Source organism: Agarivorans sp. QJM3NY_33, from assembly GCF_050870865.2.
Lineage (GTDB): Bacteria > Pseudomonadota > Gammaproteobacteria > Enterobacterales > Celerinatantimonadaceae > Agarivorans.
The window spans coordinates 4644823-4666483 of the sequence record NZ_CP194039.2 but is presented as its reverse complement, the minus strand read 5'-3'; the positions used below and the strand labels follow the sequence as shown (position 1 = coordinate 4666483).

At 45.9% G+C, this 21661-nt stretch carries 19 protein-coding genes; 9 read left to right on the top strand and 10 right to left on the bottom strand.

Annotated elements, in window-relative coordinates; translation table 11 throughout:
• Window positions 1–171: 171 nt before the first annotated feature.
• Window positions 172–960 (bottom strand): tRNA cyclic N6-threonylcarbamoyladenosine(37) synthase TcdA, encoded by a 789-nt coding sequence (gene tcdA / locus ACRRSY_RS21135; RefSeq protein WP_432455599.1) that lies wholly within the window; start codon window positions 958–960, stop codon window positions 172–174.
• 242 nt (window positions 961–1202) lie between these two features.
• On the opposite strand from tcdA, the gene ACRRSY_RS21130 reads away from it, so the two are divergent.
• Window positions 1203–1730 carry a DUF4136 domain-containing protein gene (locus tag ACRRSY_RS21130; protein WP_432463972.1) on the top strand — a complete coding sequence of 176 codons (528 nt, stop codon included), beginning with the start codon at window positions 1203–1205 and terminating at the stop codon, window positions 1728–1730.
• A gap of 53 nt (window positions 1731–1783) precedes the next feature.
• Here the strand turns inward: ACRRSY_RS21130 and ACRRSY_RS21125 are convergent, their stop codons facing one another.
• A complete protein-coding gene (locus ACRRSY_RS21125) occupies window positions 1784–3247 on the bottom strand; it encodes a sensor domain-containing diguanylate cyclase (protein ID WP_432463971.1) in 1464 nt (487 codons plus the stop codon).
• A 175-nt stretch (window positions 3248–3422) separates the two neighbouring features.
• Here ACRRSY_RS21125 and ACRRSY_RS21120 point away from each other — a divergent pair, with 175 nt between their 5' ends.
• Genes ACRRSY_RS21120 through ACRRSY_RS21110 form a run of 3 tightly spaced genes read left to right on the top strand, consistent with a single transcriptional unit; the run spans window position 3423 to window position 6091 of the window.
• Entirely contained in the window at window positions 3423–4457 is a 1035-nt protein-coding gene (locus tag ACRRSY_RS21120) for an acyltransferase (protein ID WP_432463970.1), read from the top strand.
• Between the two features lie 34 nt (window positions 4458–4491).
• Window positions 4492–4932: an HNH endonuclease gene (locus ACRRSY_RS21115; RefSeq protein WP_432455603.1), complete on the top strand. Its 441-nt coding sequence runs from the start codon at window positions 4492–4494 to the stop codon at window positions 4930–4932.
• Window positions 4933–4975: 43 nt separating this feature from the next.
• Window positions 4976–6091: a DNA alkylation repair protein gene (locus ACRRSY_RS21110; protein WP_432463969.1), complete on the top strand. Its 1116-nt coding sequence runs from the start codon at window positions 4976–4978 to the stop codon at window positions 6089–6091.
• A 27-nt stretch (window positions 6092–6118) separates the two neighbouring features.
• On the opposite strand, the gene ACRRSY_RS21105 is transcribed toward ACRRSY_RS21110, so the two are convergent.
• Window positions 6119–6982, bottom strand: a complete 864-nt coding sequence (locus tag ACRRSY_RS21105; RefSeq protein WP_432455605.1) for a LysR family transcriptional regulator — start codon at window positions 6980–6982, stop codon at window positions 6119–6121.
• 133 nt (window positions 6983–7115) lie between these two features.
• On the opposite strand from ACRRSY_RS21105, the gene ACRRSY_RS21100 reads away from it, so the two are divergent.
• Together ACRRSY_RS21100 and ACRRSY_RS21095 are read left to right on the top strand one after the other, a co-directional pair.
• Window positions 7116–7616 carry a phenolic acid decarboxylase gene (locus ACRRSY_RS21100; RefSeq protein ID WP_432455606.1) on the top strand — a complete coding sequence of 167 codons (501 nt, stop codon included), beginning with the start codon at window positions 7116–7118 and terminating at the stop codon, window positions 7614–7616.
• Window positions 7617–7637: 21 nt separating this feature from the next.
• On the top strand, window positions 7638–9203 hold the full coding sequence (locus ACRRSY_RS21095) for a carboxylesterase/lipase family protein (RefSeq protein ID WP_432463968.1): 1566 nt from the start codon (window positions 7638–7640) through the stop codon (window positions 9201–9203).
• Window positions 9204–9255: 52 nt separating this feature from the next.
• Here the strand turns inward: ACRRSY_RS21095 and ACRRSY_RS21090 are convergent, their stop codons facing one another.
• Window positions 9256–10794: a diguanylate cyclase domain-containing protein gene (locus ACRRSY_RS21090; protein WP_432455608.1), complete on the bottom strand. Its 1539-nt coding sequence runs from the start codon at window positions 10792–10794 to the stop codon at window positions 9256–9258.
• Window positions 10795–11631: a phosphate/phosphite/phosphonate ABC transporter substrate-binding protein gene (locus ACRRSY_RS21085; RefSeq protein ID WP_432455609.1), complete on the bottom strand. Its 837-nt coding sequence runs from the start codon at window positions 11629–11631 to the stop codon at window positions 10795–10797. It lies immediately after the preceding gene.
• 300 nt (window positions 11632–11931) lie between these two features.
• On the opposite strand from ACRRSY_RS21085, the gene ACRRSY_RS21080 reads away from it, so the two are divergent.
• Both ACRRSY_RS21080 and ACRRSY_RS21075 read left to right on the top strand, forming a co-directional pair.
• Window positions 11932–12690: a GNAT family N-acetyltransferase gene (locus tag ACRRSY_RS21080; RefSeq protein ID WP_432463967.1), complete on the top strand. Its 759-nt coding sequence runs from the start codon at window positions 11932–11934 to the stop codon at window positions 12688–12690.
• A 271-nt stretch (window positions 12691–12961) separates the two neighbouring features.
• On the top strand, window positions 12962–13918 hold the full coding sequence (locus tag ACRRSY_RS21075; protein ID WP_432460353.1) for a choice-of-anchor A family protein: 957 nt from the start codon (window positions 12962–12964) through the stop codon (window positions 13916–13918).
• Window positions 13919–14455: 537 nt separating this feature from the next.
• On the opposite strand, the gene ACRRSY_RS21070 is transcribed toward ACRRSY_RS21075, so the two are convergent.
• The 4 genes from ACRRSY_RS21070 to ACRRSY_RS21055 all read right to left on the bottom strand — a co-directional run bounded on the left by ACRRSY_RS21070 (window position 14456) and on the right by ACRRSY_RS21055 (window position 18386).
• Entirely contained in the window at window positions 14456–14965 is a 510-nt protein-coding gene (locus tag ACRRSY_RS21070) for a GNAT family N-acetyltransferase (RefSeq protein WP_432455612.1), read from the bottom strand.
• A 71-nt stretch (window positions 14966–15036) separates the two neighbouring features.
• On the bottom strand, window positions 15037–15867 hold the full coding sequence (locus ACRRSY_RS21065; RefSeq protein ID WP_432460352.1) for an NAD(+)--dinitrogen-reductase ADP-D-ribosyltransferase: 831 nt from the start codon (window positions 15865–15867) through the stop codon (window positions 15037–15039).
• Window positions 15864–16808: an ADP-ribosylglycohydrolase family protein gene (locus ACRRSY_RS21060; protein ID WP_432455614.1), complete on the bottom strand. Its 945-nt coding sequence runs from the start codon at window positions 16806–16808 to the stop codon at window positions 15864–15866. The genes ACRRSY_RS21065 and ACRRSY_RS21060 overlap by 4 nt, the downstream gene beginning before the upstream one ends.
• A gap of 183 nt (window positions 16809–16991) precedes the next feature.
• The gene (locus tag ACRRSY_RS21055; protein ID WP_432460351.1) at window positions 16992–18386 is read right to left on the bottom strand and encodes an SLC13 family permease; all 1395 of its coding nucleotides are present in this window, start codon (window positions 18384–18386) and stop codon (window positions 16992–16994) included.
• A 97-nt stretch (window positions 18387–18483) separates the two neighbouring features.
• Here ACRRSY_RS21055 and ACRRSY_RS21050 point away from each other — a divergent pair, with 97 nt between their 5' ends.
• The gene (locus ACRRSY_RS21050; protein ID WP_432463966.1) at window positions 18484–19284 is read left to right on the top strand and encodes a helix-turn-helix domain-containing protein; all 801 of its coding nucleotides are present in this window, start codon (window positions 18484–18486) and stop codon (window positions 19282–19284) included.
• Window positions 19285–20177: 893 nt separating this feature from the next.
• Here ACRRSY_RS21050 and ilvC read toward each other — a convergent pair.
• Entirely contained in the window at window positions 20178–21659 is a 1482-nt protein-coding gene (gene ilvC, locus ACRRSY_RS21045; protein ID WP_432455616.1) for a ketol-acid reductoisomerase, read from the bottom strand.
• Window positions 21660–21661: the final 2 nt, after the last annotated feature.

Genomic DNA, 21661 nt, shown 5'->3' with positions numbered 1-21661 from the left:
TGTATTGTTGATGCCGATACTAACGATGTTGGGCGATGCTCAGCATAGAAAGGTGATTTTAAAGTGAGCCTAAAACATCGGGTGTATAAGCTTAGTACCATTCTGGGGGAGAGTTGTATTGGGTGCTGGTTGTTTGTTCTGCGCCACAATGTCACTACGCGCTAAACATGTTCAAGCCGCGTTTGCTTGTTCGGCGAGTTTTTTTAGTACACGTGAGACAGCGGCGAAGCCAAAGCTTGCCGTTACATGCGTCACCGCCCCAAAACCACTGCTACAATCCATGCGCATACTGCCAGTACTATCGGGTTTGGCCATACAGGTGCCTCCGTCATCACTGGGGTAAATCAGCTGTTCGGTAGAATAGACACAATCGATGCCGAATTTACGTTTTGTATTTTTACTGAAGTTGTAAAAACGACGCAGCTCATTACGCACCTTGGCCGCGAGAGGATCTTGAATCGTTTTTGCCAAATCGCTTATGGTTATTTGAGTGGGGTCTATCTGTCCACCTGCACCGCCGACGCTAATTAGTTTGATTTTATTACGCTTACAATAAGCGATTAGCGCCGCTTTTGCTTTGACGCTGTCGATGGCATCAATCACATAATCGAAGTCTTGGGTTAGGTATTGGTATAGGTTATCTCGGGTGACGAAGTCTTCGATTTCCTGACAAATACACTCGGGATTAATCTGTTGAATACGTTCGCACATGACCGCTGTTTTTGACTGGCCAACGGTCGCGCGAGTTGCATGTACTTGGCGGTTGGTATTGGTGGTGCAAATGTCGTCTAAATCGATCAGGGTAATTTTTCCGATCCCACTTCTTGCCAATGCTTCCGCGGCCCATGAACCGACTCCGCCGATGCCGATAACACAGACGTGAGAGTGCTGAAATTTACTGAGCGCGCGGCGGCCATAAAGGCGGGCGATCCCACCAAAGCGTTGTTCAAATTGAGACATAATAAACCATTACTAAAATTACGTGGCGATTATAGCAAAGCGATTCGCTCTGGGTAAGCACTGACGACTTGTTGAGCAGCCTGATGAGCCTGGTTAGTAAAACATCCTACTCGCAGCGGTTTAGTCTACTGAGTCGCGAAATAAATCTAAACAGCAAAGGCCACTTGCAGAGATCTATTTATCTTAAATTATGGTAGATTTAGGGAAATGTTTTTAATGCTGCTTGCAGCAGGAGTTCCGCCATGTATCGAGTCTTCAGTATTGCCTTATTCACTTTGCTTTCGGTGGCTTGTACGATTCAGCCTGCAACTGATTACCAAGTGGGTCAAGACTTTTCGCAATATCATCATTACGCATTTGTTGCTGGTGCAGATGATGCGGTGCAAAGTCTCGACGAACAGCGCATCAAAGCTGAGTTAGCGGCTCAATTGGAGCAAAAGGGCTTGCAAATGGTTGCAGCAGAACAGGCTGACTTATTGGTTGACTATCGCGTTGATTCGGCTAGTGAACTAGAAGCTCTTGGTGGTAGCTTTTCGGTTGGTTTTGGCAGTCGGCATAGCGCAATTGGGATGAGTTCTCCCGACCGTTATAAAGAGCGTAAATATGGCAAATTAGTTGTGGAGCTGCTAGACCAACAGAATCAAACCATCGTTTGGCGCTCTATTTCTCAAAGCCAGTTAAAAGAGACGATGGGACCAGAGAGTCGCGCAAAATTTATTGCGGAACAGATTACCTTAATGTTAGCTCAATACCCGCCGCAACCAAGGTAACCTAGTGCTGAAATGCCCCAAGTTTTCATTGTGAGCTCGCCAACGAGTGAACTTTATGGGGCTATTTCACTACAATTACGACCGTTTCTCTTGGCGCTGTACATCGCTTGATCGGCACGGTTAATTAGTAAATTAACAAAAACTTCATGGCTTTTGGCCTGCGCAATCCCGCAGCTAATGCTTAACTGCAGTTCATTTCCATTCACGCAGACCGTGGTATGTTTGATTGCTAGGCGTATTTTTTCGGCCACCTCAAATGCGGCTGAGGCATCACAATTTGGCAATAGAACGATAAATTCTTCGCCTCCCCAACGGCAGATAATATCTGAGCCGCGCAGCTGTTCCGTGGCTAGTGCAGCAATGTGCTTGAGTGCTTCATCACCAACCAGATGGCCATATTGGTCATTAATTGCTTTGAAATGGTCAACATCAAAGATAACTAAGGAGCAAGGGCTGTTGGAGCGATGTTGAATGTCGATCACCTGTTCTAGCTGTATTTCAAAACTTTGTCGATTAAACGCGCCGGTGAGTTTATCGGTAGACGCCAGTTTTTCCAGACGACGTTGGTAATTTCCAATCGTAAAATTAGCCACTATTAACACAATGAAAGTCACCAGCAGGCTAATCAGTAGATTAATCCATAGAATCTGTTTGAGTTGCTTCGTAGCTGGCGCATCTTGTTGTTCAACCATTAAATACCAATTGAATTCGGGAATGTAGCGCGCATTTAGGTAAAATTGAAGATTGTCTTGCTTGAACTGGTAGCGTCCACTGGGGCTGGATAGTAAGGTCTTGGCCTGCTCCGATAAACCGGGGCGTTGATAGATATTTCGCGGACCACGGTAGTGTTCATCACTAAGCGCTACATTACCCTCAGGGTCGATGAAATAAACGCTACGTTGATAGCGTTGTTGATAAAGTGAAATTAGTTTTTTGACTAAGGTTACATTCAGACCAACCCCTGTCACCCCAATCAAATTGTGCTTGTAGTCATAGACCTTGTAGTTGACAAACACGGTCGTGCGGGTTGGGTCGGCGGTGTCATAATCAATGTTGGTTTCGTAGTCTTGGGTCTTTGGCAGTTGCTGCACTCGAAAATACCAAGCATCATTTGCTTCATCTGGCGAGAGCGTTTTAATGACACCTTTGGGATGATAGTAACGTAGGGTTTGATTAGATACAAAAAAAGTGGTGACGGTGTGATAGCGGTGCTGAATGGTGCTGAGGTAACGAACGATAGGCTCAACTTCGGTTTCTTGGTGTAATGCCCAATCGCGTAAAAAGGTATCTTGGGCCATTAAGGAAGAGATGAAAATGGGTTGTAGTAAATCTTGTTGAATCTCTGAATAAACGGTATCGCTGGTGAGCGGTAAATGGTTGGTTTCGATTTGTTGACTCATCGAGTGGTAGGCAACTTGGTAGCTTAACCATGAAGTTAAACAAAAGGAACAGAGTAGCAATATAGATAATACTAAAATAAACTTCTGTTTGCTGCCCCCGAACTGAGATATAGACACTTGCATTCCTTGCAAATTAACGATTATTCAATCTCTTAGTGTAAGGTTAAAGGTGGGTTAAGGCAATTAACGAAAGCCCTTTCTTGCTTGCTTGTCGGCGCTCATGTGGCGGTAAGTATAGCGGGGGAATAATTTTTAAGTGAGCGAACACTTCTATAAAGGTACATGAATTTTTATGAGCGATACTCAAGTGACTCGTCCTTCTTTATTTTATATCGAGTGCCTGCGTTTTATTGCAGTGATTGCGGTGGTGGGGATCCATGTTTTGGGGCCTTATCGGGAGTTAATTCCCAGCCTTGCCTGGCATCAGTGGTTGCCTGCGGTCTCATTGAATGCGATGAGTCGTTGGGCAGTGCCGATTTTTATGATGATTAGTGGCGCCTTATTGCTGTCAGATAGGCGGCCTTTTGACTGTGGTTATTATTTGTCACGGCGTTTAGCGAAGGTATTATTGCCATTTATTGCTTGGACGGTGATTTATGCAGTTGTTGCGGGATTTCATGATGGACGTTGGTCGTGGACGATAACCGAAAGTCTGTTAGCACATGCCAACAATCAGCATACTTGGTATCACCTTTGGTTTTTTTACGATTTCATTCCCCTGTATTTTGTGATCCCCTTGTTAGCCCCGTTGCTGCATAAAATGGATCATCAGCGGGTTTTATTGTTATTGGCGGCGTGGTTATTACTCACTTTAATGCATTGGTTAAAGGTAGAAACGCCATTGCGGCAAAATATCATTTTATATAGTGGTTATTTAGTTGTGGGCTGGTATTTGTTTAACCATGAACAGAAACCTTACTTGAAGTTTTGGTTGATGACTGGCCTTGCGACTTTAGGTTTCAATGTATTGGGCAGTGTTTATTACATTTGGCAGCAAGGGGAATATAGTAGTGTATTTATGGGCTATAAGAGCCTCAATACTGTAGTGATTGCCATGTCGTTATTTGTATTGGTGAAAGCCTACGCAGAAAAGGTCCCCAATGGTTGGAGACCGATGATTAAAACCGTCTCTAAATATAGTTTTGGGATCTATTTAGTCCACCCTTTGTTCCTGATCCCGGTTCGTCACCTAGACTATGGGATTTACCAATGGTTTGGCCATTCGAGTATCGCCCTGCCAGTGCTTATGGCGATTGTCTTACTGTTAGCTTTGGGTTTAAGTTGGTTATTCACTCGTTCTGTATTTACCCGGTGGTTAGTGCCTTAATAAGCCGTTATTTTGTCGTGAAGGAGCAGAATAAATGTACCTCGTTAGTTATTATTTGAATGGAAACATGAAGCGGAGCAACTATAAGACCGAAGCTGGCGCTTTAAGATCGGTTTTTAAATGGCTTAAAGTGAATCAAGAGGCTAACCCGAAAGTAACTTTTTATGCGCCAGGTGAAACCCCTCAAGATTTTAGTCACTTTCAACAGGTCCCCTATCGTGAGCCGAAAACATTCAATTTTTATTCGTCTGCTAAGTGGTTACGTTTACGAACCAAAGCCTTTGAGTTATACGGCAATACTTGTTCATGTTGTGGTGCTTCTCCGGCCACTGGCGCGGTGATGCACGTCGACCACATTCGGCCGAGATCGACGCATCCAGAGTTAGCATATGATATTGATAATCTGCAGATCCTCTGTGAGCATTGTAATGTCGGTAAATCCAATCTATCAACGTATCAATGGCGATCCAGATGATGAATCGCGAGATTCAATTTATTACATAGGATTTTAAGAGAATATGGCCGAACAAATGTTGATGAAAAATGCTTTAGCCGAACCTGCCTTGCAACGGATCGCAAAGGGTTTGGTGGCGGTGTATCCGCAATTTGATGCCTTAGGTTTTATGGAGTTGGCACAGGCAGGCTTAGAGCAATTAGAACTGAAGCAACGGGTGCAGCATATTATTGCGGCGTTGCAACAAACGCTACCGCAAGATTTTGGCCAAACAGCGAAGCTGTTGAGCAACTTACCAAAGTATTGGGATGGTGGTGATCCAAAGGATAGCTTACGTGGTTTTGCGATATGGCCAGTCACCGATTACGTGGCGGTGGCAGGTATCGAGTATCCCCAGCTCGCCCTACCAGTGTTGGCGAAGCTGAGCCCCCTATATAGTGCGGAGTTTGCGATCCGCCCCTTTCTTGAGCTGCATCCGGAGCAAACCTGGGCACAGTTGCATCGCTGGTTGGTGCACCAAGATGAACATCTGCGGCGTCTGGTGAGTGAGGGCTGCCGTCCGCGTTTGCCTTGGGGAGCGCAGTTAAAGTCTCTGATCCGTGACCCATCGCCCATTATTCCTTTGCTGGAACAACTCAAGAATGATCCCAGTTTGTATGTGCGGCGCTCGGTGGCGAATAACCTGAATGACATCAGTAAAGATCATCCAGAGCAAGTTTTAGACTTATGTCAGGCTTGGCAAAAGAACAATGACCCACAGCTTGATTGGGTGATTAAACACGCGACTCGCAGCTTGGTGAAACAAGGCCATCCCTTGAGTTTCCCCTTACTCGGTTATACCGCTGAGCCAAAGCTGCAGCTGCAGGAATTTGCGCTGCTCAATGCTCGGTTTAAATTAGGCGATGTGCTCACTTTTGCCTTGGCAATAAGCGCTGAAAAAAGCCAACAAAAGTTTGTTTTGGACTACGCGTTGCATTTTATGAAAGCTAATGGAAAAACTGCGGCCAAGGTCTTTAAATTAAAAAATCTCTGTTTAAATCAGGGGGAGACTTTTGCGATGGAGAAAAACCACTCTTTTAAAGCGATTTCTACCCGAAAATACTATCCCGGAAAACATTATGTCGCGTTGCATGTGAATGGACGAGAGTTAGCTCGTTTAAGTTTTATCGTCGAAAGTTAAGTTTTTAAACTGGTTTGCTTAGGTTGCTTAAACCTCGCAAATCAGTTCGGCTAAGGCCTGTATGGCGGGATTACGTCGATCATAGTCCATATAGATTAGGTATAAAGGAATGCTTCTAACTCTTCCCATATCTAAGGGGAGTGGCGTTAATTCGCCTTGGTTGATTAAGTCTTCAATACGATGTGCAGGTAGCCAGCCAAAACAAAGATTACTGCGCACCGCTTCGATAGCGGCATCAACGGTATTGACTGTCCAGCGTTGACTTGAACGCTCAATTGTTGCACTGGCATATTGATGGTTATTATCCAAATGAACTTGAATGTAATGATTCAAGTCGGCTTCAGTTAAACGCGTTTTCTTAAGGTGATGCAAGGGATGTGCGGGGTGTGCCACGGCTACCAATTCTACATCTAAAAGTTTTTGGGCCATTAACTTGCCATTGAAAGGAAGCCCAATCGATAAATCGCAATTTGCCAGACTATTGGTTGGGGCGAGACGGACGATTTCTTTGAGTTCTACCTGAGTGTGGGGAAAGGTTTGTTTAAATGCACTTAAAGCTCTAAACAGCAATGACTTAGGGTAGATACTGTCGACTTCTAACTTAATGTTGGCAGGCGCGCCAGCGGTGAGCAGTTTGGCTCGAAGCTCAATGTTGGCGAATTCTTTTAATAAGGGTCGAACGTCTTCCAATAAGGTTGCCCCGAGTGGTGTTAACTGTACTTTTTTGCCGTGGATCCGCAGCAATTCTACGTCGAGCTGCTGTTGTAAGTTTTTGATCGCATAACTTACCGAGGATTGACTGCGGTGCACTTGTTTTGCCGCTGCGGTGAATCCACCGACATCGATCACGGTTTGCAGGATGTACCATTGTTCCAAAGTAGAGCGATGCATGACTATCCATCTAATTTTTAGATTGTTGTGAATGAAAAATAGCGTTTTTAGATTTATATTTCAAATGATAATGTTGTTCGAAATTAACTCAATGCGAGAAATTATTCTCAAGCATTCTTAGGAGAGCAATTTTATGAACAGCGAAAAAAATGAATTAGCTTTGGACCCGTTAGTCGGAAAACATCTTGTTTATACTTATGAAAATGGTTGGAAATACGAAATCTATGTGAAGTCTGACACCGTGTTTGACTACCGGATCCACAGTGGTATTGTTGGCGGTCGCTGGGTCACCGATCAGGTCGCCCATATTCACCCGATCGCGCAGCACGTCTATAAAATTTCTTGGGATGAACCCACGGGTACCTGCGTAAGTTTAACTATTAATTTAGCGCGACTAGAGTTACATGGAGTGATCTTCTTTCCGCGTTGGGTATTTAATGACCCGAAAAAAACCGTTTGTTATCAAAATGAACATCTAGAATTAATGCAGCAATACCGCGACGCTGGACCAACCTACCCGAAAGAGGTGGTTGATGAGTTTGCTAAAATAACCTTCATGGAAGATTGTGGTGCGGATCGAGATGATATTATCGCCTGTGCACCTGCTGAGCTTCCCGAATCTTTTCCGAACTAGTGCAATAGCAGAGATTTAATCATGAAAAACTATCCATTTAAAACCTTATTGTTGAGTGCTGTGAGCCTACTTTCGATGTTTGTGAGCTCAGCCTTTGCCGCGTCTCCTATTCCCCCTAATAACCAGCTGATGGTGACTACGGGTTTGGGCCAAGTGGCGGGTGTGGTGAAAGATGATATCGTCAGCTTCTATGGTGTGCCCTATGCCGAAAACCCCTTTGTTGAAGGGCGCCGCTTTCAGGCTCCGCAAGCCAAGCAAGCTTGGAGTGGGGTGTTAGATGCTAGCGCTTTGGGCGCACCAACTCCGCAGCCGAGTCGTGGTGTTAAAACCGAGTTAGTTGGCGCTCCAGGAGATCTTACCTTAAATATTTGGGCTCCTGCTGAGATGGGCAAGTTGCCGGGAAAACTACCGGTGATGGTATGGATCCCGGGTGGCGCTTTTATTCGTGAAGATGCTGGCGAATCGGTATACAACGGTAGTAGCTATGCCAAGCAGGGGGCGATTGTGGTCACGGTTAATTATCGGGTTGGCGTGGATGGTTTTATGCATTTGCAAGGCGCACCCGATAATCGCGGGATCTTGGATCAAATTCTCGCCTTGCAATGGGTGCAACAGCATATTGCTGCCTTTGGTGGTGATCCTAAACAGGTGACTTTATTTGGACAATCGGCTGGGGCCGAAAGTGTTGCAATTTTACTCGGCACTCCGGCGGCGAAAGGTCTATTTCATAAAGCGATTATGCAAAGCCCGCCAATGCAGGCGGTAAGCACAGCGCAAGCCACGCGCCTAAGCGAGGCATTTGCTGAACGATTCAAGGTTGCAGCCTCAATTGAAGGAATTGCGAGTGTGCCTTATCCTGAGCTAGTTGCTGGGGTAGTCGCGCTGGGGCAGCAGATCCAAGACCGTGAGCAATGGGGCGAGTTGTCTTGGGGTGGAACGGCTTTTCTGCCTGTTATGGACGGGAAGCTGATTGTTGATACGCCAATGGTGAACCTTGCTAAAAATGCCGATCCGAGCATTCCGGTCATTGTTGGTAGCACCGATCAGGAAGCGAGATTGTATCTTGTTCCTGGTGGCCAACTAGACCGCATGACGAATGCCGAGGTGTCGCTATTTTTAGGGGACTTAAAGTTAGCGGGAAAACCAATGCAGGTGTATTCCGAGGATGGGCAAGCAACTCAGGGGGATATCTTCGCCGATATTCAATCGGACTACACCTTTAGAATGCCGGCGTTACATATTGCAGAGACACTGGTCAACAATGGTAATCCAGTTTGGCATTATAATTTTTCCTGGCGTTCAAAAGCATTTGGTGGTCAGTTAGGGGCCGCCCATTTTGTGGATGTTCCTTTCTCTTTCAATACCTTAGTAACGGATCAAGCCAAAGCGTTTGTTGGTAGTGATGCACCACAATCACTGGCCGATTCGATGCATCGTCAGTGGCTTGATTTTGCGAAAACAGGTCAAGTTAGTTGGAGCCAGTATCAGCTTAATCAACGCTATAGCATGCGTTTTGACGCCCAGTCAAAGCAACAGCGCGATCCAGAAAAGTCGCGACGCCTGTTATGGGATGGCTATTCTTTCTAGCGCTTCGCTTCAAGCTCAAATACCCCACTAAAATAACAGGGGAATTTGAGCGTCAATGCGGGTGTTCAGTATGAGACGGTGAATCTTTTTCGGCAAAAGCATAATTGTTTTTGCCATTAGATTTTACCGTATACATGGCTTCATCGGCTCGATTAATCAGCCTTTCTGCATCTTGAGCATGGTCTGGATACAGTGCGATACCGATGCTGGCTCCGATCTGAAGAGGCTGCTCGTTGAAATGAAAAGGAGCCTTCAAATTGTTAATCAGCTTTTGCGCAATTAATTTGATATCGTCAGGATCGCTAATGTCGCTCAATACCACCATAAACTCATCCCCGCCAATCCGTGCCACGGTATCCATTTCACGTACCGTGGCGCAAAGTCTTTTGCCAACATTCATCAGCACTGCATCACCAGCATCATGACCATAGCTGTCGTTGATTGTTTTAAAACCATCGAGGTCAATAAATAAAACAGCTGCGCATTTTTTGTGACGATGTGCCATCGCGATGGCGGTAGACAACTTTTCCCGACAGAGTCGTCGAGTGGCTAGACCTGTGAGGGCATCATGGTTGGCCATGTGCCGAAGCCGTTCTTCAGCGGATTTTTGCTCGGTGATATCGGTGCGTAACGAGATATAACGTTGCGGCACACCGTGTTCATTTAAAAAGGGGACAATGGTTGAGCTGACCCAATAGTGCTCACCGTTTTTCGTCAAATTACAAATTTCTCCTTGCCACACCTTGCCTTGAGTGATGGTTGACCACATGCTCTTATAAAATTCTGGTGAATGAACTTTTGATTTAATCACTCGGTGAGTTTTGCCGAGCAGTTCTTCTTCAGAATAACCGGATATTTGTAAAAACTTGGTGTTGACGTAGGTGATCCGACCTGAGCGATCTACGGCGCTAATAATAGCATGTTCGTCAAGCGCATTTTTACGGAATGCCAGTTCTTCTACCATGGTTTTAAATGCTTTGCTTAGATCGCCAATTTCGTCTTCCGTTAGTGATGGGAGTGCCGGTCTAAAATCACCTTCGACGACTTTCTGGGTGGCGAGGCTGAGCTTTTTAAGTGGCCTATAGATAATTTTATATTGGCTTAATAGGGCAATGAGTTGGCTTAATAAAACCAAGCCTATCACCATGTTTCTCACCTTATTAATATCCGAGATAACGGTTTGTCGCTTATCACTCCAGTTTACGTCTAACTCAATACGACCTAGATATTTCTCTCCTGAACTTAGTTCATGAACAATATGAATTAGTTGCTTGCTCTGCTTGTCATTTAGCGATGGTTTTACGATGGGGTAATAACGCTTGTTGTTATAGTTATATAGCGCGATGTTCTGCCAGCGAGACTTATAGGTTTCTTCTAAATATTCGAGGTGAACGTATAAAGCGCCCAAGTCTCGTTGCAGTAGGCTCTTGGCAATTGATGATTCTCCCAAAGTGAGCAATTCATAAGTATGTTTCTTATATTCTGTCTTGGCGTTTTCCAATTGCAGCGGGATCCAGTACAACTGAATAATCAGGCTTATCAGAATCAGGCCTATCAAAGGTGGTATCGCGAGCTTTAAATTAATTTTCATCTATTTATTTGGCGCCACATAGAAACGTTCAAGGTCCATTGTTTTGAGTGGTAAATAATCATCTAGGTTTGCCGGTCCTATACTGTTAATAGGGATCTTGGATAATAGTAACAGCCCCTTTTTTGAGCTGCCCATCTCTAATAAAGCATCACGTACTCGCTCTCTTACTTCAATTGGAACTTGAGGTCGTGCAGTAAAGGGGTGAGGCGCTACTTTTGCGGTGCTGTGAATGATGTTTAGTAGTTCTTTATATTGTTTCTTTTGGCGATTCAGGGTTTTTTGCACTCCACCGCCTGCGTCTGCTTCATCTAATAATACATTGAGGTAAACAGAGTCGTGAGTTTTGACATAGCGAGCGTTAAAGTTGAGGTCATATTGGTCTTTCAGTTCTTGTCGCATCAGTAGCGATGCGCCCAGTGCATTAGGCGACGGAAAAACCAAGGTCTTGCCATCTAGTTGTGTAGGGCTTGTGATATTGCTGTCTTTTTTTACAACTAATACGCCATAAAGCTTACGGCCATGATCGCGAACTAAAGGAAGATAACCAGCTTGCTGATTGGCAATCAGCAGGTGGTAAGGATTCATGTAAGCGAAGTCGTATTTGGCAGCGGCCAAGTCTTGCTCGAAATCAGGGATAGAGGTGGAGCCCAACAATTTAAATTTGTAGCCTGTTTTAGCGGTTAGCTGCAGCAGTATTGGATGCCAAATTTGATGCAGTTTATTGGTTTCAAATTGAGGCACAATCCCCACAGAGTAAACTCGCTCTGTTTGCGCTGTGTAACCAGTGGTACTGGTCGTACTTAAAATAAATAAAATAAGGGCAGTCAGTTGCTTCATCGGGCACCTACTTTAATTGGGGGGCATTATCAGCTTATTTTACAATATAGTCACAATGAGTCGTGTCATCGAGATTTCTGGTTATTTCTGGTGAGTATGTCACTTTTGGCAAACAAGATCGTGGCTTCTTGCATGGCTCAACTTATAAACGCTTGTTATGAGTGAGTACCATTATCATGTGTGGTTTTAAGGCGCATGAAAGTGGCGTTTGTGTAGAAAGTGGTCTTTATTTTATTTATTGGCGAACCAAGCGCTTGATTGGAGTTAATGGATGAAGGTTAAGGAGCAAGGAGTTGAAAAGTGGAATACATCAGTTTAAGTCCGTCGAATATTGCAACTGAGCATATCTGCTGTGCATTTTCGGATAAAAAGTGTCAACAAAGTTATCAGGCAAAAAAAGACTGGTTAACCCAACAATTTGAGCAAGGCTATGTATTCAAACGCCTCAATCAACGGGCAAAGGTGTTTATTGAATATGGTCCTGCCGAAACCGCATGGTTGCCGATCGTGGCGCCTAATTACTTGGCGCTTGGTTGTTTTTGGGTGTCGGGAAAATATAAAGGCCATGGGCATGGTCTATATCTTTTAAACCAAGCGATTGAAGATGCCAAGCAGCAGGCCAAACTAGGTTTAGTTGCGGTGGCGGGTCGCAACAAAAATCATTTTATGAGCGATAGCAAATGGTTAATTAAACAGGGTTTTGTGGTGAGCGATGAAACTGCGGATGGCTTCGTTTTACTCTGTTTAGCCTTCGACGAGGAGCTGGTACTCCCTAGCTTCGCTGCTCAGCTTAAAAGCCCGGGGCTTGTACCGCAAGGCTGTGTCGTCTATTTTTCTAATCGCTGCCCTTTTGCTGAATATCATGCGACTCAATCTTTAAGAGAAAGTTGTAAAAAACGTCATATTCCATTGACCGTTATTAAGCTTGATACTTGTCAGCAGGCGCAAAACTGCCCTTCTCCGGCAACCATCTTTAGTTTGTTTTACAACGGTCGGTTTGTGACGACAGATATTAGTGCATGTATGGATAGTCGGTTTGACAAATTCATTCAAGCTTAAGCTCGTATCGTATGATGAGGCGAATCTAAAGCTTGTTGCTGAAATGCTAATATTGAGCAGTTGTCGAGTTTTTTTACACATTTGCATCATTCCTCATGTACAGTTTTATTTACTTATTCGTAAGGCATTGAATTAAATGGTTATTTACTTGTTGGCTTAATTTTTGCTTTTGATGCGCAGACTGAGCGGTCGAGAAACCATCGCTTATCACGGTTTCACTTTGAAAACATAGAATAAATTTAGGCGACTTAGCAGTATCAGGAAAAGTTATATGTTTTATGAAAAATTTGGCCAAGCAGCAGTGATCGGTGTTGCCTTATTGTACTCAGCTGCTAGCCAAGCAACGCCTTTAAGTGATTACAATTTAATCCTCACTGGTGACTATAACTACCAAGGTGGAGAAGTCGAAGGACGAACCATTATTGGTGGTGACTTAAATGCCGCTGGGCAATCGCCAACTTTTGCGATTCGTGAAACCACCGTCCCTTTTGAAGATACGGTTACAGTTGCAGGCAATATCAATGCTTCGAATATTAACCTGAATGCTGGCAGCCTGACTTACGGTGGCAACTTAAATGTGAGCAACGTAAACCTAAATGGTGGCGGCTCCAGTGTGCAAAAAGTGACGGCAGGCGAGCAAGCTGCCATGGCCAGTAATATGGCTGGTCTTGAGTCGCAACTACGTGCCGATTCCGCATATTTTTCCGGTTTAACTGCAAATGGTAGCTTTAGCGCTAGTCACTTGTCTTATAGTGGTAGCGATGATATGGCGGTATTTAATGTCAACTTCAGTGAGGTGTTTGCCCAAAATAACTCTTTGTCATTAGCGGCTGGCTCGGCTAAAACGGTGGTTATTAACGTAGCCGGCTCTGCGGTATCGGTAGCCGGAGGGGTCAACCTTACCAGCGGTTTTGGGATCTTAGATGATGGCCTGAACATTGGCGCGGCGAATATTTTGTGGAACTTCTACGAAGCAGAAACTATCGATTTTAACAGTATCGCCTTTGTCGGCGCGGTATTGGCAATGGATGCCGATTTGGTTGGTGGTGCAGTGTTTGATGGCAGTGTTGCGGCAGAGAGTTTCACCGGTGCCAGAGAATTCCACAATACCGGCTTTAACTGGCAAGAGCCGCAAATTCCTGCGACGGTGAGTGAAGGTTCGAGTTCTATTTTATTTGCCCTTGGCTTAGGCTTTGTGGTGTTATCGCGCCGCCGTAATTGCATCTAAAATCAGCTTTAGCTATTTTCCTGTGCGCCTGTGAACAGCCCCATGCCTTGCATGGGGCTTTTTTAGTGCCATTTCGAACGGTTTGGCGGTGGACTGGCCGCACTTTTTGAGGCGAGTATTAAACGCCTTCAGATGGCCCAATGGTTGTGTTTATCATTTGCTATTTTGCAAATTTGAGTATTGATAATGTGATTCACCTGTTAGCGCTCAACACTAGTAATATTCGGATTAAAAACAAATGCTTAGTTGCTGCCTCGAAGTGTCGTTAACAAGCAATTATATTGAATCAGTTTATGAATGTAGATTATGGCCTCGCGGTCAGAGAGCTTTGCTTCATTGGATGGGAATTGCTGTTTCTCATCTCTAGTTAATACAAAATCTGCTCTGTTCGGAGGCGTTGACTCATATTTTACCGAATTATCAATTTGAGAGTGTGGCGCTGAATATTTTGTTCCTTTTCTTGTTTTTCTGCGGTGACTATTTGCATGCTTGTCTGGGTCCTCTGTGAGTTCATTTCAGGTGGATTTGATGATGGTGTTATGACTTTGGCGACTCAATGACAAAGTTGATCAGACCCGGTCGATGGTATAGATCTACGTCTTGCACGGGTTTCATTCCGATCTTTGTAAGCACGCGTTGGGAGGCAATATTTTCTTGTACAGCAACCCCATAGAGCGCATTGGCTATGTTTTGATTAAAAGCCCATTTTAGGACTGCATGTGCCGATTCAGTCGCATAACCATAACCCCCGCAGGCATGGACCAGGCCCATTCGGATATCGATAAACGCTGGGTTCGGTGCATATTCAAAGCCGATAAAGCCGATTTTTTTAGAGGCTTGATGGGTAAGTTCAATAATAAAGGTTCCAAATTGATGCTCTTGCCAATGCTGTATTCGATTTTCTAGATAACTGCGTTGTTGTTGTGTTGAATATGGTTTTTCGTGAGGAAGATATTTAGTTTGCAGCGGACAAGATAAAATCTCTGCAATAATGTCGATGTCGTTTGTATCGGGTTTTCTTAGTTTTAATTGTTTGGTTTTAATCATTGAATGCTCCAAATAGCAATATACTTAGACCAACGTGCATCACTCATTGATATTCTGTCAACTGCTGGTCTTTAAAACTTGAAAGGTTCGACGCGATATAAGCCACCCAAGACCATGAATTCTTGCTCGCCTTGCAGGCTGCGGGGCAGTAGCGACTCGAAACAGACGATTTTGCTCAAAGGCACCTGCACCGCAAACACTTTTGAGCCGAAGCGTAATGCCGCCTCGGGATCGGCGGTGAAGGAGCTGAGGTTATTGAACAGTTTTACCGCTCGTCCTTCGAGGTTATATTCCGGCAAGGCGGTGCAACCTCGATAGAGGCTGAGGTGCTCGCCATTGGGGTGACGCAGCCGCAGCTCCTGTTGGCAAAAGCAGTAGAGTAGATCCAACTGGTCATAGAGTTCATTGGTATTGTAGGTCGCTTGGCTACACTGTTGGCGAAAGCGCAAATAGGCCGGGCCGTCCGGATCGGCCAGCGTTTCATGGTGAAAACAAGTGAGCAGGCCAAAGCGTGACTCCACCCAGCTGCGCCACGCCGCCCCCTGTTGATTATCGGAGTCAAATAACCACCCCAGCAATAGCCGTCGATAGTTGACCTTCGGCCGCGGCGGAGGTTGGTGGTTTGGGTTTGCTTGGCTGCGCCCCTGCGCTAAGTTAAAGCGAAAATTCATAAAGTCTTTAAACTGTGCGGCGCGTTGTTCGGCAGTTTCGGCCCGCTTTACACCCGTAAATAATTTTGGATACCAGGTGCTAATTAAATCCAGTTGCAAGGGGATCGGCTGTTGCTGATAGGCCAAACTGGCCAGTAACCAGGAAGGCAGATTGCAATGATTCAGCGGCAGGCAGATCTGCTGCAATAACTGCGTTTCGCTGGCGCTGGGGCTGTAGAGCTGCGAATTCATCGGGCTGCGATGACGTGTTCTGGCTGGTTTTGTGAAGCCGCGAACAGCCCATCGGCCAAGCTGGCAATCTGTTGGTGTTGATGCAAGGCCTGCCGCCAGTCCTGACGAATATTTTGATGGCCGTAATAAGCCCCAGCTAACTGACCGGCAATGGCGGCGGTGGTATCGGCATCGTTGCCCAAGTTGGCCGCCGCCAGCACGCAGGATTCAAAATCGTCACTATTGATAAAACACCACAGTGCCGATTCGAGGCTCTCAATCACATAGCCACTGCCGGTGAGCGCAGCGTAAGGTTTTTCGAGAAACTCACCCGCCTTGATGCGGCTTATTTCATCGCTTTGTGGGGTGTAGGCGATGTGATGAAAACTCTGTTTGTCGCCACCTTCAATCAAGCTCAGTAATAGCAGCGATAAATAGCGACAGGCATCGATGCATAGCGGTGAGGCATGAGTGGTGCGTGAGCTTTCGCCGCCATAATGAACCGCTGCAAGTGGCTGTTGCTGGTAAAAAATCGGGATCGGCGCTAGGCGCATGATCGAACCATTGCCAGAGCTCCAGCGTGCCTTGGAGCCAGCAAAGACTTGGCCGGTTTTTTGATAACGGCGCAGGGCGGAGGAGACCGTCACCCCTACATCAAAGCAAACACCAATACTACTCATGTAGCCTTTATCCAGCCAATTGCAGTAGCGCTGCATTTGATCGCCTGGGTCAAACCCCTCACTTTCCAGTAAGCTATGTCCGAGGCACAGAGCCATCGAGGTATCGTCGGTCCAGTGGCCCTTCTTTAAACAAAAGTGACCGCCACCCACCATATCGGTGAGGGGTTTAAAGCTCCCTGGGGTCTGAAACTCGAGGGTGGTGCCAATGGCATCCCCTACCGCTAGACCAACCAGGCATCCCCTGGACTTATCCTGAGCGAGATTCTCGTAGGGTACAGGCATAACAGCTCCCTTGTGTATGCTGATGCTTTAACTTAAACCTTATTGTCTGAGTTGTCATGAGTTGACGCTAATTCCTTTTATATATTGTGGGTTTATTTCAAGCTGATGCCAAGGCCTTGCTCAGTGCCAAACCGTGGTTCAGAGCGCGCGTGGCTTATTTGCCTGCAGCTATCACTCGCCGGTCTAAGCTATCCAGCCTAGTAGTCTCCACCACAAATAGTCCAGAGGCATCAGTACCACAATGGTCAGCAATGCCAGTGGCAGAGTAATTTTCAGCAGTTCGGCCAGGCGCTCGCCAGACAGCTGCATCGCGACGATTAAAGGTGCAACCTGGTAAGGGAACAGCACCGTTGAGAAACCAATCACTTGGGTCATTAATACCGCGGGTAGGCTAAAGCCGGTGGCCTCAGCAAAATTTGCTGCCATCGGAGAGAGCACCGTTGGTACTCCGGGAATGGTGGTAATGAGTCCGGTAAAGGTCGAAATCAGTGATAGTGACATAAAGTTTAAGAAAGTATTTTCTACGGTGTTGGGTAGTAAGTGACTAAAAGCCTGCCCGACATATTCACCCAGCCCGGATGCGTTCACCAAAGCGCCTAAACCCAAGGCTGCGGCAACAAAGATGACGGTGCCAAAGTCGATGGCGCTGTTAAAGGACTTCGCCGCCAGCACGCCCCATTTGGGCATCAGTAAGATAATCGCGGTCACTAGACCGACCCAGGCAGGATTTACCCCATGTAGTGAGTCGCTGATCCAGAACAACAAGGTAATGCCCAAAATAATGCCAACTCGTTTTTGAATTTTACTATCAAATGGTTCATCTGGTTTGGGCGAATGCTTTCCCGTGGCGGATGAAATTTTTGCCGGAAAGATCCACAGGACCAGCAATACGATCAATAGCGACTTCAGGATCCCCAAGACAGGAAAATGCAACAGTAGGTATTCGGTATAGTGATAGTGAATGTTAAACAGGGTTTCGCTCGAGCCCGCCAAAATCATGTTGGGAATGTTGGACGGTAAGATTGCAAAGCTTGGCATATTACAAGCTAGCGCCAGTGCAGTAGCGATCCCGCGACGCCCGTTGCTGCCTAGGCTAAAGCCCACCTGTTCGGCCAATGCCATACCGATTGGAATTAATACCACCGAACGCCCAACAGAAGAGGGCATCACAAAGCCCAGCAACATCGCACTGGCGACCAGGCCACCGATCAAGCGAGGATAACTGGCGGTTAAATAGGGAGCAATGCTGAAGGCGAGCTTTTTACCCAAACCGGAAACGGAGATCGCAGAACCAATAATAAAGCCTGAGATAATCAACCACACCGCAGTTGAGCCAAATCCAGAGAACAAGATGTTGGGTGCGATGAGTTTAAATACTGCAACTAAAGCAAAAAATAGCAAACCGGTGAGGAAAGGGGGGAGTGCACCAGTGCTCCAAAAGATCAGAGTAATGAAGACCACCGCGGCGCTATGCGAAAATCCATCTGCATGACCCTCGATAGGAAACAGCGTGAACCATAGGGCGAGAGCTAATGCCGTCAATAGAATCACATTTTTAAAGTTGAGTTTGCTATCCATATCGTTCGCTTCTCCTGAAAGAGTGAAAAAAGACTTGAAATGATTGTGCTTGCCTTTCTAAGATAGCGAATCCTCTTTGTCGTTTTAAGGCGTAAATATGACAAAACATATTCCTAATGCGACAATGTTGCCGCCTAGCGACATCGCATTCACGATTGATGCGAGCCGACCAGTATTAAGCAATGGCCGAGATATGCTCGCCGAAGTCAATATTTCACCGCATTCCCATCCGCGAGGCCAACTATTGTGGGCCATGGAAGGGGTATTGCGAGTGACCAGCGAACAAGCCGTGTGGGTGGTGCCGTCGACTCATTCGGTTTGGATCCCGATGAATACCTATCATCAGGTGAGTAGTGAAACTGCTGTTCAAATTCGTAATCTGTACATCGACCCGTCATTTCCTATTCGCCAACATGAACAAGCGGTGGTGATGTTAAGCATGAGTCCCTTGATGCGCGAAATTGTGCTGCGACTTAATCAAGATCCTCCAAGCATGAACCAAACGAGTATCCAGCGTTTGGGACTGGTGGCGATTGACGAGCTGGAGAATTTACCGGCCTTTGAAGTGCGGATCCCGGCTGGCAATGACCCGCGATTGGCGAAACTGATCCATCATATGGTGCAAAATCCCAATCAGAATTTACCCTTGTTAGACTTAGCAAAATCAGTGGGCGCGAGTGTGCGCACCATCGAACGTTTATTTAAAGCCGAAACCGGGATGACTTTTCGCCAATGGCGCAGCCGCTTTCGTTTGATGAACTCACTGGAGCTCTTGAGCCGAGGGGAAAGTTCCAGCTTGGTTGCACATTCCTTAGGCTATAAAAGTGTTAGTAGTTTTGTGCAGGCCTTTCGCTTGCAATTTGGCTGCACGCCTCAGGATTATGCGAAGCAACGATAAGCTATTGTGATCCCGTTTTTATTGTAGAGAACGTTGCTTAGGCTGTTTGCCGATTCGGTGAAGATGAAGGGTTCACATTTTGGGTTCTTAGTGGCTGTGGCGCGAGTGGTCAGTTTGGGTTTCGCCTGGACGGCGCCGTAGGCGAAAGCTCTTGTTTTTAGTCTACTATTTTAATTGGATTTTTAGGTGAGCTGGTTATGTAGATTTCGCCTGGACGGCGACGTCATTTTTCTTTGACGAGCAAAGAAAAACGAAGCAAAAAGAAAACTCGCCCTGCATTATCTTCCTCCTGCGTTGCTCGTATCTAAGTGCGTCGAAAAACTCGCTACGCTCAAACAGGTTTCGACTTTATCACTTAGACACTTGCGCTACTCGGCGATAATGAAGGTATGAAAAGAGATGACGCTTTGTGTTGTGGCGCTTTGATAACAGACACTTAAGCTATATTCAGCTTCGTGAAATCAAAATCGCTACAGGCACTCATTTGAAATTAAGAACTATTAATCGCAAACCGATTTAATAAAAGAAAGCTCAACAACTATCCAAGTGGGGCTTCCCCATCATCTTCTCCGAGTAGCGTAAATGAACTAGGGAGATTCGTTGAAGTCTGTTTGAGCGTAGCGAGTTACTTCGACGCCCTAGTGAGTGCGCAACACAGGATTTAAGAAGATGCAGGGCAGCCTTTCTTTTGCTGGTAAGCTTTAGCTGGACAAAGCTTATGACGGCGCCGTAGGCGAAAGCGCTGCTTTTTACGAGTGATTCTGATTGGTCGTAATGGCGTGTTGGCAGTGCTGTTTTGCCGTGGGGATAAGTCCGACAAAAAAAGCCCCGAGCATTGCTCAGGGCTTTTAATTTCACAGTTAGCTAATCGTCATTAGCCAAAAGCGTGAAGATTAACCGCCAACGGCAATTTTCTTCATGTCTTTCATGTAGCCACGAAGTTTTTTACCAACAACTTCGACCGGATGGCTGCGTAGTGCTTCGTTTACTTCGATGAGGCGCGCGTTATCCACGCCGTTATCTTGCTCTTCGAAGCCTTTACCGATGTACTCCAGGCTGATGTTGTTCACGGTATCGCGCAATAGGGGCACGGCAGCGTGCGAGAATAGGTAACAACCGTATTCTGCAGTATCAGAGATAACCACGTTCATTTCGTATAAACGTTTACGAGCGATGGTGTTGGCGATGAGTGGCGTTTCGTGTAGTGACTCGTAGTAAGCACTTTCTTCGATGATGCCAGCAGCAACCATGGTTTCGAAGGCGAGTTCAACACCCGATTTAACCAAGGCAACTAACAAGATGCCTTTGTCGAAGAATTCTTGTTCGGTAATTTCTACCTCAGATACTGGCGCTTTTTCAAAACCGCTTTGGCCAGTTTCTTCACGCCATTTTAGTAGGTTTACATCATCGTTGGCCCAGTCTTTCATCATGGTTGATGAGAATTCGCCTTCGATGATGTCGTCCATGTGTTTTTCAAATAGCGGACGCATTAAGTCTTTAAGCTCGTCGGCTAGGTCAAAACATTTGATTTTAGCTGGATTAGATAGACGGTCGACCATGTTGGTGATGCCACCGTGCTTCAATGCTTCGGTAACCGTTTCCCAACCAAATTGAATGAGTTTAGCGGCGTAGCCGGGTTCAATACCTTCGGCTACCATTTTGTCATAGGCTAAGATTGCACCAGTTTGTAACACACCACATAAAATGGTTTGCTCACCCATCAGGTCAGATTTAACTTCCGCAACAAAAGAAGACTGAAGTACACCGGCACGGTCACCACCGGTTGCAGAAGCATAAGCTTTTGCAATCGCAAGACCGTTGCCTTGAGGATCATTTTCTGGATGCACAGCGATTAGGGTTGGCACTCCAAAACCACGTTTGTATTCTTCACGAACCTCAGTGCCTGGGCATTTGGGCGCCACCATCACTACGGTGATGTCTTCACGCACTTGCATACCTTCTTCAACAATGTTGAAGCCATGCGAGTAAGCGAGGGTAGAACCTTGCTTCATTAACGGCATCACCGCTTCAACCACGTTGCTGTGTTGCTTGTCTGGGGTGAGGTTAAGCACCATATCAGCTTGTGGGATTAGCTCTTGGTAAGTCCCAACTTTAAAGCCGTTGTCGGTCGCTTGTACAAAAGAAGCGCGCTTCTCTTGAATTGCCGCATCACGTAAAGCGTAAGAAATGTTGAGCCCAGAATCACGCATGTTTAAACCTTGGTTTAGGCCTTGTGCACCACAACCAATTACCACGATGTTCCAGTCTTTAATAAAGTTACAACCATCAGCAAATTCGCTGCGATCCATAAAACGACATTTACCCAATTGCTCTAGTTTCTCGCGCAAGCTTAGGGTGTTGAAATAATTAGCCATGT

Bases quoted from the DNA above. Each gene is read 5' to 3' on its own strand.
- tcdA (WP_432455599.1), bottom strand. From the start codon at position 960: ATGTCTCAATTTGAACAACGCTTTGGTGGGATCGCCCGCCTTTATGGC.
- ACRRSY_RS21130 (WP_432463972.1), top strand. From the start codon at position 1,203: ATGTATCGAGTCTTCAGTATTGCCTTATTCACTTTGCTTTCGGTGGCT.
- ACRRSY_RS21120 (WP_432463970.1), top strand. From the start codon at position 3,423: ATGAGCGATACTCAAGTGACTCGTCCTTCTTTATTTTATATCGAGTGC.
- ACRRSY_RS21115 (WP_432455603.1), top strand. From the start codon at position 4,492: ATGTACCTCGTTAGTTATTATTTGAATGGAAACATGAAGCGGAGCAAC.
- ACRRSY_RS21110 (WP_432463969.1), top strand. From the start codon at position 4,976: ATGGCCGAACAAATGTTGATGAAAAATGCTTTAGCCGAACCTGCCTTG.
- ACRRSY_RS21105 (WP_432455605.1), bottom strand. From the start codon at position 6,982: ATGCATCGCTCTACTTTGGAACAATGGTACATCCTGCAAACCGTGATC.
- ACRRSY_RS21100 (WP_432455606.1), top strand. From the start codon at position 7,116: ATGAACAGCGAAAAAAATGAATTAGCTTTGGACCCGTTAGTCGGAAAA.
- ACRRSY_RS21095 (WP_432463968.1), top strand. From the start codon at position 7,638: ATGAAAAACTATCCATTTAAAACCTTATTGTTGAGTGCTGTGAGCCTA.
- ACRRSY_RS21090 (WP_432455608.1), bottom strand. From the start codon at position 10,794: ATGAAAATTAATTTAAAGCTCGCGATACCACCTTTGATAGGCCTGATT.
- ACRRSY_RS21085 (WP_432455609.1), bottom strand. From the start codon at position 11,631: ATGAAGCAACTGACTGCCCTTATTTTATTTATTTTAAGTACGACCAGT.
- ACRRSY_RS21075 (WP_432460353.1), top strand. From the start codon at position 12,962: ATGTTTTATGAAAAATTTGGCCAAGCAGCAGTGATCGGTGTTGCCTTA.
- ACRRSY_RS21070 (WP_432455612.1), bottom strand. From the start codon at position 14,965: ATGATTAAAACCAAACAATTAAAACTAAGAAAACCCGATACAAACGAC.
- ACRRSY_RS21065 (WP_432460352.1), bottom strand. From the start codon at position 15,867: ATGAATTCGCAGCTCTACAGCCCCAGCGCCAGCGAAACGCAGTTATTG.
- ACRRSY_RS21060 (WP_432455614.1), bottom strand. From the start codon at position 16,808: ATGCCTGTACCCTACGAGAATCTCGCTCAGGATAAGTCCAGGGGATGC.
- ACRRSY_RS21055 (WP_432460351.1), bottom strand. From the start codon at position 18,386: ATGGATAGCAAACTCAACTTTAAAAATGTGATTCTATTGACGGCATTA.
- ACRRSY_RS21050 (WP_432463966.1), top strand. From the start codon at position 18,484: ATGACAAAACATATTCCTAATGCGACAATGTTGCCGCCTAGCGACATC.
- ilvC (WP_432455616.1), bottom strand. From the start codon at position 21,659: ATGGCTAATTATTTCAACACCCTAAGCTTGCGCGAGAAACTAGAGCAA.